Source organism: Aeromonas sp. FL131, from assembly GCF_049860615.1.
Lineage (GTDB): Bacteria > Pseudomonadota > Gammaproteobacteria > Enterobacterales > Aeromonadaceae > Aeromonas > Aeromonas hydrophila.
The window spans coordinates 3,319,293-3,332,158 of record NZ_CP187595.1; the positions used below are offsets into that span (position 1 = coordinate 3,319,293).

A 12,866-nucleotide genomic window follows, 5' to 3' on the forward strand; every position below is an offset into this window, starting at 1 on the left:
TTCCTTCTTGGGCAATGATGGCGCTACCTTAGCACAGCGCCGAATGAAGAAAACCCCTGATGCTCAGGGGTTTATCTCATTCATGATGGCGGGGAGAGATTAGATGACCGCCGCCAGTTCGGCGCCCTGTCGGATCGCCCGCTTGGCATCCAGCTCGGCGGCCACGTCGGCTCCGCCGATGATGTGTACCGGCTTGCCCGCCGCCTGCAAACCGGCCTGCAGCTCCTTGAGCGGCTCCTGGCCGGCGCAGATGATCACCTGATCCACCGGCAGACATTGCTGCTGTTCGCCCACCTGAATGTGAAGCCCTTCATCGTCGATGCGCAGATACTGCACGCCGGAGAGCATCTCCACCTTGCGGTTCTTGAGCACGGTGCGGTGGATCCAGCCGGTGGTCTTGCCCAGGCCGTCACCCACCTTGCTCTCCTTGCGCTGCAGCAGCCAGACCTGGCGCTCGGGGGCGTCGATCACCGGGGCCATCAGGCCGCCGCGCTCGCCGAGCTGCTTGTCGATGCCCCACTCCTTGAGCCAGTGATCGCGACTGCGATCCCCCTTGCCCTCTACCAGGTATTCGGCCACGTCAAAGCCGATGCCGCCGGCGCCGATCACCGCCACCTTCTCGCCCACCGGTTTGTGATCCCGCAAGACATCGAGGTAGCTCATCACCTTGGCATGCTCGATACCCGGAATGTTTGGGGTGCGCGGGCGGATGCCGGTGGCGAGGATCACCTCGTCAAAGCCGCCGCCCAAGAGGCTCTCGGCACTCTGGCGCTGGCCCAGATAGAGCTCGACGCCGCACTTCTCCAGCCGCTTGGCAAAGTAGCGCAGGGTTTCGTGAAACTCCTCCTTGCCCGGGATCTGCTTGGCGAAGTTGAACTGGCCGCCAATCTCGCTGGCCTGATCGAACAGGCTCACCTGATGGCCGCGCTCGGCGGCATAACAGGCAAACGCCAGCCCGGCGGGGCCTGCGCCCACCACCGCCAGCTTCTTGGGCTGGGGCACCCGACCAAACGTCAACTCAGTCTCGAAGCAGGCGCGCGGGTTGACCAGGCAGGAGGCCCGCTTCTGCTTGAAGACGTGGTCAAGACAAGCCTGGTTGCAGGCGATGCAGGTGTTGATCTCGTCCGCCCGGTTCTCGGCGGCCTTGATGACAAATTCGGGGTCCGCCAGGAAGGGGCGCGCCATGGAGACCATATCCGCCTCACCGCCCGCCAGAATGCGCTCGGCCACCTCGGGGGTGTTGATGCGGTTGGTGGTGATAAGCGGTACCTTGAGGTGTTTTTTCAACTCGGCGGTCACCCAGCTGAAGGCGCCGCGCGGCACGCTGGTGGCGATGGTGGGAATGCGCGCCTCGTGCCAGCCGATGCCGGTGTTGATGAGGGTGACCCCCACCTGTTCCAGCGCCTTGCCAAGGGCGATCACTTCCTCAAGGGAGGAGCCCTGCTCCACCAGATCCAGCATGGAGAGGCGGAAGATGATGATGAAGTCCGGCCCGACCCGTTCGCGGATGGCGCGGACAATCTCCACCGGGAAGCGCATGCGGTTTTCACTGCTGCCACCCCAGCCATCGGTGCGCTTGTTGGTGCGCTCGCAGATGAACTGATTAATGAGATAGCCTTCCGAGCCCATCACCTCGACCCCGTCGTAGCCCGCGCTCCTGGCCAGTTGCGCGGTGGCGGCGAAGTCGCGGATGGTGCCTAGGATCTGGCGCTCGCTCATGGCGCGCGGCTTGAACGGAGAGATGGGGGCCTTGAGGGCGCTCGGCGCCAGGCTGAACGGATGATAGGCGTAGCGGCCGGCATGGAGGATCTGCAGCGCTATCTTGCCCCCCTCCTGATGCACCGCACTGGTCACCTTCTTGTGCTTGGCCACCTGCCAGGGAAAGCTCAGCTGGGAGCCGTGGGGCACCAGCCGGCCACGCAGGTTGGGGGCGATGCCGCCGGTCACGATGAGGCCGACCCCGCCCCGGGCCCGCTCGCCATAAAAGGCGGCCAACTTGTCAAAGCCCCCCTTCTCCTCTTCGAGGCCGGTGTGCATGGATCCCATCAACACGCGGTTGCGCAGCTGGGTAAAGCCGAGATCGAGGGGGGTCAGCAGGGTCGGGTAACGGCTCATCATGAACTCCTTGTCGGGGCCGGGCTGGATGGCACCACGCCCATTCTCCACCGTCCGGACTCAAGCCCGGAACACGACGGCAGGATGGGTGGGCGGCTCACAGGGCCTCCAGTTAATTTTTTGTTATCAAACCGAGGCTAGAGTAAAGAATCGAAAATGCTTTTTCAAACAAATGTTTGGACAATTTTTCGGCGAACAGACGTATTCCGAACAACCGGGCTCCGATCCTGTCCAAGCGGAAATGGCATTTCACCGGCCAACTGGTTAATAATGGCGCTTCCCTCCCCATTAACAGGGCGATAACGCGACTATGTCTATTTTCAAAGGTCTGGGTTGGCTGTTTCGCAGCCTGTGGCGCCTGCTCAATTTCACCCGGCTGATGCTGGTCAATCTGCTGTTTCTCGTCGTGGTCTTGATCATCGTCTTCAGCGTCAGCCAGAAAGAGGCGCCCAGCGCCCCCATCGAAGGGGCCCTCACCCTCAATCTCTCCGGCGTGCTGGTGGAACAGCGCTCGCAGACCGATCCCACCGTGCAACTGCTGCGCCAGGTGGACAACAGCGACGAGCTGCCCAGCGAGATCGTCCTCTCCGATCTGCTGTGGGCCATCAAAAGTGCCAAGGATGACGATCGCATCAAGGCGCTGGTGATCAAGCCCCAGGGGCTGCAGGGCACCAGCTTCTCCAAACTGCAGGAGGTGGCGAGCGCCATCGATGCCTTCAAGGAGAGCGGCAAGCCGGTCATCGCCATGGCCGACTTCTACACCCAGGGCCAATATCTGCTGGCCGCCCACGCCGATCACGTGCTGCTCAACCAGAGCGGCGCCGTGGTGATCGAGGGGCTCGGCGTCTACCAGACCTACTACAAGTCGGCGCTGGAGAAGCTCAACATCACCCCACACGTGTTCAAAGTCGGCACCTACAAGTCTTTCGTCGAACCCTATACCCGCGACGAGATGTCCCCCGAGAGCAAGGAGGCGAACCAGCGCTGGCTGGATCAGCTGTGGCAATCCTATGTGGCTGACGTGGCCGAGCAGCGGGAGATCGAACCGGACGCCGTGGCACCGGGCAAGGATCGCTTCCTCGAGCTGCTGCGCAAGGCCGGCGGCAACGCCGCCAACTACGCCCTCGACAACGGTCTGGTGGACCAGCTGGCGACCCGCGACGAGATGACCCAGGCGGTGATCAAGGAAGTGGGCGAGAGCGATGACCACGGCTGGAAGGGCGTAGGCCTCAAGGAGTACCTGGCCGCCATTCCGAGCCAGTATCCCCAGAGCGGCAAGGATGAGGTGGGCCTCATCGTCGCCAGCGGCGCCATCATGGATGGCGTTCAGCCTGCCGGCACCATCGGCGGCGACAGCCTCGCCGACCTGCTGGCCGATGCCCGCCGCGACGACAAGGTGAAAGCCCTGGTGCTGCGGGTCGACAGCCCGGGCGGCAGCGCCTTCGCCGCCGAGCAGATCCGCGCCGAGCTGCTGGCCCTCAAGCAGGCCGGCAAGCCGGTGGTGATCTCCATGGGCAGCTACGCCGCCTCCGGCGGTTACTGGATCTCCGCCGATGCAGACAAGATCTTCGCCTCCCCCACCACCCTCACCGGCTCCATCGGGGTGTTCGGCATGTTCGCCACCATCGACAAGGCGCTCTCCCAGTACGGGGTGCACACCGACGGTGTCGGCACCACCGACTATGTCGGCGTCGGCCTGACCCGCGCCCTGCCGGAACACGTCGGTCAGGCGATCCAGCTGAGCGTGGAAGATACCTATCAGCGTTTCGTCGGCTTGGTGAGCAAGGGCCGTGGCCTGAGCCCGGAAGAGACCGAGAAAGCGGCCGAGGGCCGGGTCTGGACCGGTCAGGATGCCAAGGCGCTGGGACTGGTGGACGAGTTTGGCGATCAGGAGGCGGCCATCAAGGCGGCAGCCGAGCTGGCCAACCTCAAGGAGTGGCAGGTCACCCCCATCGAGCAGGAAGAGTCGGCCAAAGACAAGTTCCTGCGCCAGCTGTTCGACAGCAGCGCCCAGGTGCTGGCTTCCCACCTGCAGAGCTGGTTGCCGGCCGGGCTTGGCAAGGCGCTGGTGGAGGTAAACCGCAGCCTGGACCCGCTGACCCGCTTCAACGATCCGCAGGGCACCTACGCCCTCTGCCCGGTCTGTACGCCCTGATCGGCAGCCAACGCAAAAAACCGCCTTGGGGCGGTTTTTTTACATCTGCCTCAAGGGGCCCGAGTCACGCCAGCAGGCCGGATTCGTGCCAGTGGTGCAACTCAGCCAGCACCCGGGTCTCCCGCACCGTCCACTGGGGGCAAGGGCCCGCCAGCTGGGTCTTGTTGGTCTGCAGCGCCTCGGCCAGTTCGAACCAGCCAGGGGTGAAACCGAGCCTTATCTCGTAGGGCTGGGGCTGGGGTTCGCACCACGCCTCCCCCACCTGACAGAGGTAGTAGAAGGAGCGGATGCAGTAGGCGTCGTAGTCAGCCTCGCGGGCCGGCCGGTACTCCCGCGTCTCGCCGAGCAGGGCACCGACTGCCACCAGCTCGGCGCCACACTCCTCGCGCAGCTCGCGCGCCAGGGCTGTGCGATGACACTCCCCGTGCTCGATGCCGCCACCGGGAAACATCAGATCGCCGTTGACCCGGGAGTGCACCAGCAGCAGTTGATCGCCGCGCAGCACGACGGCCCTGACGGTGACCCGCTCCAGCTGGCGGCCATCGGTGTTGACCCGGCCGTGGGTAAGCCGGATGTCGAAGGGGTGTGGCCAGTCGCTGGCCAGAGATTCAATGTGATTCATCAGGGTTCAGGGACGATAGGTCCCGCTTTTCAGTTGTTCGACCAGGGTGGCGGCCTGGCTGTCCAGGCTCTCCTGCTCTTGCTTGCTCAGGGAGTGATAGAGGCTGAAACGGGTGGCCGACACCTCGGCCGCGTTCTGGAACGACTCGCTCACCTTGCCCCACAGATAGGCCTGCCCGAACTGCTTCTGGCCCATGTAGAGGGTGCTGAGGGAGGTGAGGATCCGGCCGTTGACCTGATCCCCTTCCCGGTAGAGGGAGAGGGCGTGCTGCATCAGCGCGATGGCTTTTTGCGGCTCGCTCTTGGCATAGATGCCGCCGAGCGCCAGTTGCAGCTCGGGCTCCTCCAGCACGGGTTGCCCCTCCAGCGCCAGAAACTGCTGGCGAGCCAGCTCGTTGGTGTTGTTGGTCCAGTGCCAGAGCAGCAGGTAGGGATCGTTGGCGTTGCGGGTGGCGGCATCGAGCTGGGCCAGCTGTTCGCCGGCCGCCAGCATCCCCTCCACCCGCGGGCTCTTCTGCTCGCGGGCCCGCTTGTACTCGATGTTGGTGGAGCGTTCGGCGCATTTGAGATAACGCTCCAGGCTGCGCATCAACTCGTACTGGCGCCGCTGCGTCCCCTCCGCCTGCAGGTAGTAGCGGGCCCGGATGATGTCGCTGCGCTCGTAACGACACCAGCCGTCGTCCACCAGATCCTCACAGAGGGCCGGGTAATTGGCGCAGATGTTGTGGATCCTGTCATCGTCACAGGCAGTGAGCAACAGGCCGCAACAGAGGCCAAACAACAGGGAACGAGCTGGAAAAGGGGTCATGGTTCATATCTTGTTGGTAACAATTGCAGCCCGCCATGGCCACCCTTGGCTAGCAAACAGATTACATATCCATTACAATGCGCGCGCCGTATAAGGCCGCGACTGCAGAATAATATAACGAAATATACACCCCTACACTGATCTGCATTCGACGAATTTCTATTTGCCCCAACAACGTGAAATAAAGGATCTGGTTAATGACCCACGAGCACTATCTGCAGGCGTGGCAGGAGAGCCAGGAGCTCGCCGAAGCCATGCAACCCTTGATCGGTCGCCTCTACCGCCAGCAGGGGATCGAGATCACCCTCTACGGCCGCCCGCTGCAAAACGCCTCCACCATCGATATCCTCAAGGCCCACCGGGTCGTTCGCCGCCACCAGGGAGCCCCCCTCCCGATCCAACAGAGCTTTCCCCTGCTGCAAGCCATCCTGGCCCTGAACCCGACCGCCGCCGAGATCGATCTGGGCAAGCTGGCCGTGGGTTACTGGCAGGATCACCAGGATGAAGCTGGCATCGACGACTACCTGCGTGCCAAGCTGGCACCGGCCCTGGGTCGCGGCGTGCCGGCCCCCACCGACGTGGTGCTGTACGGCTTTGGCCGCATCGGCCGTCTGCTGGCCCGGCTGCTGATCGAGCGCACCGGCGCCGCCAACTCCCTGCGGCTGCGCGCCATCGTGGTACGCGGTGGTCGTGACGGGGATCTGGAGAAGCGTGCCAGCCTGCTGCGCCGCGACTCGGTGCACGGCCCCTTCAACGGTTCCATCGAGGTGGATGTGGAACGCAGCGCCATCATCGCCAATGGCACCTTCATCCAGGTGATCTATGCAAACAGCCCGGCCGACATCGACTACACCGCCTACGGCATTCACGATGCGCTGATCGTCGACAACACCGGGGTCTGGCGCGACGAGGCGGGGCTGTCTGAACACCTCAAGGCGCGCGGCGCCTCCCGGGTGCTGCTGACCGCTCCCGGCAAGGGGGAGATGAAGAACGTGGTATTCGGGGTCAACCATGAGGTGATAGGTCCCGATGACAAGATCATCTCCGCCGCCTCCTGCACCACCAACGCCATCACTCCGGTGCTCAAGGTGATGCAGGACAAGTACGGCATCCGCCACGGCCACGTGGAGACGGTCCACTCCTACACCAACGACCAGAACCTGATCGACAACTATCACAAGGGCGAGCGACGCGGTCGCAGCGCAGCCCTCAACATGGTGATGACCAGCACCGGCGCCGCCAAGGCGGTGGCCAAGGCGCTGCCCGAGCTCAAGGGCAAGCTGACCGGCAACGCCATCCGGGTGCCCACCCCCAACGTCTCACTGGCCATCATCAACCTGTCGCTGGAACAGACCACCGATCGGGAGAGCCTCAACGCCTATCTGCAGCAGATGGCGCTGAGCTCGGCCCTGCATCGCCAGATCGACTTCAGCGCCAGCACCGAGCTGGTCTCTTCCGACATGGTGGGCTCCCGTTTTGCGGGCATCGTCGACTCCCAGGCCACCATCGCCGAAGGGGATAACTGCGTGCTCTACGTATGGTATGACAACGAGTTCGGGTACAGTTGTCAGGTAGTGCGGGTGATGGAGCAGATGGCTGGCGCAGTTCGCCAGGATCTGCCGGCCTGATCCCGATTCGTCATGGCTCAATGTGCAAGGAGAAGGCCGGATGTCGTTTCAACAAGGTGAGTTTCTACAAGCAATCAGGCAGATGCCCGCAGAGGTGTACGAGCGCCTCAAGACGGCGGTCGAGCTCGGCAAGTGGCCGGACGGCAAGCCGCTCACCGACGAGCAGAAGGCCACTTCCCTGCAGGCGGTGATGGCCTGGCAGGCGATGCACCTCGACAACCCCGAGCACATGAACATCGGTCGTGACGGCGAGATCGTGATGAAGAGCAAGAGCGAGCTCAAGCGTCAGTATCGCGATGAGGAAGAGATAGTGCGGGTCGACCTCAACCACTGAGTCTGACCCGCCAGGCCGCCCGCGGCGGCCACAGCAGAGAGGGGAGCCAATATGGCTCCCTTCTCTTTTTCCTGACATATCCCCCTCATCCCCGGCCCTTCTCCCGCCAGGGGAGAAGGGAGCAGGCTCGCACCTGTGAATAGTAAGCGGGCCACCTGCCGGCGATCTTCATGGCAAACCTCGCCACCTCGATCTATCCCCTCTCCCGCTGGGAGAGGGTTAGGGTGAGGGGGAAACCAGTCAGGGGGTCAGCTCACCACGCAGCGACAGCTGCATCAGCTCGCGGATGCGCGGCGCCGGCAGATCCTGGCTCAGCAGGAAGTGCAGCTTGGTGAGCGCCGCCTCGGCGGTCATGTCGAAGCCCGAGATGACCCCGGCCCGGGACAGGGCATTACCGGTGGCATAGCCCCCCATGTTGACCTTGCCGTGCAGGCATTGGCTCAGGTTGACGATGATGACGCCGCGGGCCGACGCCTCGGAGAGCAGCGCCAGCATGGCCGGATTCTGCGGCGCATTGCCCACCCCGAACGAGAGCAGGATCAGCGCCCGCACTGGCTGCTGCAGGATGTTGGCGATCACCTCGGCCGAGATGCCGGGGTAGAGGGTCACCACGCCGATGGGCTGGGGGGTGATGTCGTGCAGCACCAGCGGCCGCTCGGACGGCACGCCCAGCTCGCCCGCTTCCAGCGAGATGGCGATGCCGGCGTTGAGCAGCGGCGGGTAGTTGGGGGAATCGAAAGCGTGGAAGCCATCGGCGTGCACCTTCTTGCTGCGGTTGCCGCGATAGAGCTGGTTGTTGAAGAACAGCGTCACCTCGTGGATCGGGTAGTTGGCCGCGATGTAGAGGGCGTTGAGCAGGTTCTGCTGCCCGTCGGAGCGCAGCTCGGCGAGCGGGATCTGGGAGCCGGTGATGATCACCGGCTTGTGCAGATCTTCGAGCATGAAGGAGAGCGCCGAGGCGGTGAACGACATGGTGTCGGTGCCGTGCAGAATGACGAAACCGTCGTACTTGTCGTAGTTGCCTTTAATATCCTCGGCGATGCGCTGCCAGTCCGCCGGCGTCATGTCGGAAGAGTCGATGAGGGGCGCATATTCGTGAATATGGTAATCCGGCATCTCGGGACGATGGAACTCGGGCATCCGCGCCAGACAGTCTTCCATGAAGCCCGCCATCGGCACATAACCGTGGTCGGAACGCTGCATCCCTATGGTGCCGCCTGTGTAGGCGATGTAGATGGACTTCTTCACACCCTCTCCTCTTTGATGGGCACAACACCCGCGAATCGTGGCTAAGCCGGGGCGAAACGGCGGCATCGACTGCCCGCCGCGTTCGCCATGGGCCAAAAGCCCGCTCATGATAGCGCGCCGGGCCGCCGGCTCACATCCCACCAGTGCCGTCCGGCGGGCCTAAAACCGCCGAATTATAGGGACTGGCTCCCCAAATAACAGCCAAACAATGGCCTGCGGCCGGTATTAAACGGCGACTAACCCAATAGTGTTAAATGTCACAAGATACACCAAGAGTGACCATTTATCTGACAAATGTGGATATAAGTGGTGCTTTTTGCTACTATCCGCTCGATTTTTCATAAATCTCATCTGGAAGCCTGATCCGTTCAGGCCCGCACTGGTCCCATTTTTACGTGGGGCGGGGGCATGTCGCCCCTTCTTTGTTGGCACCTGAGCCACACTGTTTTTATCCCGGCTGAATCTGTGAGTCTGCATCAACGAAAGACACAGCCAATCAACATGGGAGTACTGAATGCTACAACTTGATTCCTACGCCACCCTGGTCGCAGCCACCCTGGTGTTGCTGCTCGGTCGTTTGCTGGTGACCCGAGTCGGGCTGCTGCGAACCTTCAACATCCCCAAGCCGGTTGCCGGCGGCCTGGTGGTCGCCCTGGTGCTGCTGCTGCTGCGCTCCACCCTGCAGATGGAGCTGCAGTTCGACACCAGCCTGCAAACCCCGCTGATGCTGGCGTTCTTCGCCTCCATCGGTCTCTCCGCCGATCTTGCCAGCCTCAAGCGCGGCGGCAAGGCGGTGCTCACCTTCCTGCTGGTGGTCACCGGTCTGCTGCTGGTGCAGAACAGCCTGGGCGTGGGTCTGGCGACCCTGCTCGGTCTGGATCCCCACATGGGGCTGCTGGCTGGCTCCATCACCCTCTCCGGCGGCCACGGCACCGGGGCAGCCTGGGGCGCCACCTTTACCGAGAAGTACGGGGTGCAATCCGCCGCCGAACTGGCCATCGCCTGTGCCACCTTCGGCCTGGTGCTGGGCGGCCTCATCGGCGGTCCGGTCGCCCGCTATCTGGTGAAAAAGGTGAAAGTACCCGGCGAGGAGCACAACCGGGATGACGCGCCGCAAGGCTTCGAGATGCCGGACATGGAGCGCCCGCTCACCACCTTCAGCCTGATCGAGACCCTGGCGCTGATCGCCATCAGCCTGAAGGGGGGAGAGATGCTCTCCGCCTACCTCAAGGGCGGCGCCTTCGAGCTACCGGTGTTCGTCTGCGTGCTGTTCGTCGGCGTGCTGCTGCGCAACGTGCTGACCCTGCTGAACTGGCATGAAGTGAGCGACCGCGAAGTCTCCCTGCTCGGCAACGTCAGCCTGTCGCTGTTCCTGGCGATGGCGCTGATGAGCCTGCGACTGTGGGATCTGGCCAACCTGGCGCTGCCCATCTTCGTCCTGCTGGCGGCCCAGACCGTGGCCATGGCACTCTACGCCATCTTCGTCACCTTCCGGGTGATGGGCAGCAACTACGATGCGGCCGTGCTGGCGGCAGGCCACTGTGGTTTTGGTCTGGGGGCCACCCCCACCGCCATTGCCAACATGCAGGCCATCACCCAGCGCTTCGGCCCCTCCCACCTGGCGTTTCTGGTGGTGCCCATGGTGGGCGCCTTCTTCATCGACATCATCAACGCCATGGTGATCAAGCTGTTCCTGGCACTGCCCTTCCTGTAATTCCTTTCCCGTCAGACGTCTATGAACAGAGCCCACCCCTTGGTGGGCTCTGCCATTGCTGCTCGCCAGCGGCACTACACCCCACCCTTCATGGCTGCCCGCTGCGAGACGCATAAACAAAAAGCCCCGCACTCGGCAGAGTACGGGGCTTTGTCATGGCGGCCGTGCTCGCCGCGTTCAAACACTTACAGGATAAAGGTCGAGACCTGCTGGTTCAGGTCGGTGGCCCGGCCCTTGAGGCTCTCGGCCTGATCCAGATCGCGCATGGCGGCGGCGGTGATCTCGTCACTCACATCCTTGATAGCGGTGGTGTTCTGGGTGATCTCGCCGGTCACCTGGGTCTGCTCCTCGGCGGCGGTGGCGATCTGACCTGCCATGTCGGAGATGAGCGACACCGCCTGGGTGATCTCTTCGAGCGCGGCGGCAGCGGCATCGGCGTCTTTCACGCTGTTGTCCGCCAGCCCCTGGCTGGTCTGCATCAGGCTCACCGCACGGGCCGTGGTCTGCTGCAGGGTCTCGATGGTGGACTGGATCTCCTGGGTGGAGTCCTGGGTACGGCGCGACAGCACCCGCACCTCGTCCGCCACCACCGCGAAACCGCGACCCTGTTCACCGGCGCGGGCCGCTTCGATGGCCGCGTTCAGCGCCAGCAGGTTGGTCTGCTCGGCGATACCCTGAATGGTGGAGAGGATGCCGGAGATGGCCTGGGCGTGGCGGCTCAGCTCGCCGATCACCTCGGTCGCCTGCCCCACTTCCTCGGCCAGACCGTTGATGGATTGACGGGTCTGGTTCACCAGCATCTTGCCCTGCTCACTGCTCTGGGCGGATTGCTGGGCCGCTGCGGCGGTGTTCTCGGCGTTGCCGGCGATCTCCATGGTGGCGCTCGCCATCTCGGTGACGGCGGTGGCGACCATGGTCACTTCCTGCTGCTGGCGCTGCAGCTCGTCCACGGCGGCCTGGTTGGTCACCAGACTGCGCTCGGCATCGGCGTTCAGCTCGTTGGCCAGCTTGCGGATATTGCCGATCAGCTGATGCTGGCTGCCGACGAAGCGGTTGAAGCTGTTGGCCAGCTGACCCACTTCGTCGTTGGTGTCGATCTTGATGCGCTGGGTCAGATCGCCGTTACCGTCGGCGATGCGCGCCAAGGCCTGGGAGACCTTGCTGAGCGGGCCGAGCAGCATGCTGACCAGCCAGGAGATGGCGAGGATGCTGCCCACCAGCACCAGCAGGGCCAGGCCGAGCTGGGTCATCAGCAGGGAAGAGAGCGGCGCCTCCAGGGTCTCCTTGTCCAGCACCAGCACCAGCTCCCAGTCGGTATCGGGGATGTCCACCGCCCACAGCAGCTTGTCGCGCCCTTCGTTGTCGAAGTAGGCCGGCACCAGACTGTTGCTGGTCTTGCTCTGCTCGATCAGGGCATTGGTCAGATCGTTGTCGATCTCGGTGGCTGGTTTCATCGCCTTGGCGGCGTCCTTGTAGGCTATGACGGTGCCATCCTTGTGCATCATGATGGCGAAACCGTCGGCCGGCAGCTTCATCTTGGTGACGTCTTCCACCAGCGAGGCGATGGAGAGGTCGCCGCCGACCACGCCGCCCTGAGCCGGCTGGGCCAGGGTCACCACCATGATGTTGTAGGCCACATCCAGATAGGGTTTGGTCACGATCAGGCCGCCCTTGCTCATGGCTTCCTGATACCAGCCACGGGAGCGGGGATCGTAACCGTCACGGTTGATGGAAGGATCGGAGTCATTCATCTTGCCGCCGCTCTCGCCAAAATAGGTGAGCTGGAAGCGACCGGAGACTTGCGCCTGTTGCAGGGCGTTGAGGGGTTCGGCACCGGCCTTGTTGCCGAGCGCCTGAATCACGTCGCGACGGGCCGCGAGCCAGTCACTGACACTGGCGGCCTGCTGGCTGCCGAGGCGTTGTACCTGTTCCTGACTGCCTTGCAGCAACAGGGACTTCTGGCTGGTATAGCTCTGCCAGGAGAGCAGCAGGATCACCAGCGACAGGGCGATCACCACCGACAACAGTATCTTCTGCTTGAGTGATAGGTTTTTCATCATGCGTTCTTCTTATGAGGTCAGGAACAGGATTTCCCAAAAAGTGCACAGCACTGCGTAGTTATTAACGACCCGTCGGCGCAAAACTAAACCGGAAAATGGGCCGGCGGGCGATATTTTCCACCGAGTTGGGGAAAACTGCACCAGAAATTGACTACGAGGCACGCACAAGGACAGCCGACCCTG

The 12,866-nt window shown here is 63.2% G+C and carries 9 protein-coding genes; 4 read left to right on the forward strand and 5 right to left on the reverse strand.

Translation table 11 applies throughout. The features are described 5' to 3' along the window. Nucleotides 1-99: 99 nt before the first annotated feature. Complete coding sequence (locus ACPW75_RS15355) at nucleotides 100-2,115, reverse strand: NADPH-dependent 2,4-dienoyl-CoA reductase (protein WP_077095683.1); 2,016 nt, start codon at nucleotides 2,113-2,115, stop codon at nucleotides 100-102. 310 nt (nucleotides 2,116-2,425) lie between these two features. Between ACPW75_RS15355 and sppA the strand changes: the two genes are divergently transcribed. Further along, a complete protein-coding gene (gene sppA / locus ACPW75_RS15360; RefSeq protein ID WP_043162024.1) occupies nucleotides 2,426-4,270 on the forward strand; it encodes a signal peptide peptidase SppA in 1,845 nt (614 codons plus the stop codon). Between the two features lie 64 nt (nucleotides 4,271-4,334). Here the strand turns inward: sppA and ACPW75_RS15365 are convergent, their stop codons facing one another. Next, nucleotides 4,335-4,892, reverse strand: coding sequence for an NUDIX domain-containing protein (locus tag ACPW75_RS15365; RefSeq protein WP_016351759.1), 558 nt, complete (start codon nucleotides 4,890-4,892; stop codon nucleotides 4,335-4,337). 6 nt (nucleotides 4,893-4,898) lie between these two features. Further along, entirely contained in the window at nucleotides 4,899-5,699 is an 801-nt protein-coding gene (locus ACPW75_RS15370; RefSeq protein ID WP_077095639.1) for a DUF2989 domain-containing protein, read from the reverse strand. 197 nt (nucleotides 5,700-5,896) lie between these two features. On the opposite strand from ACPW75_RS15370, the gene ACPW75_RS15375 reads away from it, so the two are divergent. Both ACPW75_RS15375 and ACPW75_RS15380 read left to right on the forward strand, forming a co-directional pair. Continuing rightward, nucleotides 5,897-7,327, forward strand: coding sequence for a glyceraldehyde-3-phosphate dehydrogenase (locus tag ACPW75_RS15375; protein WP_077095640.1), 1,431 nt, complete (start codon nucleotides 5,897-5,899; stop codon nucleotides 7,325-7,327). Between the two features lie 40 nt (nucleotides 7,328-7,367). Next, nucleotides 7,368-7,661, forward strand: coding sequence for a YeaC family protein (locus ACPW75_RS15380; protein WP_011707127.1), 294 nt, complete (start codon nucleotides 7,368-7,370; stop codon nucleotides 7,659-7,661). Between the two features lie 240 nt (nucleotides 7,662-7,901). Here the strand turns inward: ACPW75_RS15380 and ansA are convergent, their stop codons facing one another. Continuing rightward, the gene (gene ansA / locus ACPW75_RS15385) at nucleotides 7,902-8,909 is read right to left on the reverse strand and encodes an asparaginase (RefSeq protein ID WP_077095641.1); all 1,008 of its coding nucleotides are present in this window, start codon (nucleotides 8,907-8,909) and stop codon (nucleotides 7,902-7,904) included. Nucleotides 8,910-9,423: 514 nt separating this feature from the next. On the opposite strand from ansA, the gene gltS reads away from it, so the two are divergent. Continuing rightward, entirely contained in the window at nucleotides 9,424-10,623 is a 1,200-nt protein-coding gene (gene gltS / locus ACPW75_RS15390; protein WP_016351764.1) for a sodium/glutamate symporter, read from the forward strand. Nucleotides 10,624-10,808: 185 nt separating this feature from the next. Here gltS and ACPW75_RS15395 read toward each other — a convergent pair whose 3' ends face one another. After that, the gene (locus tag ACPW75_RS15395; protein WP_011707132.1) at nucleotides 10,809-12,680 is read right to left on the reverse strand and encodes a methyl-accepting chemotaxis protein; all 1,872 of its coding nucleotides are present in this window, start codon (nucleotides 12,678-12,680) and stop codon (nucleotides 10,809-10,811) included. Nucleotides 12,681-12,866: the final 186 nt, after the last annotated feature.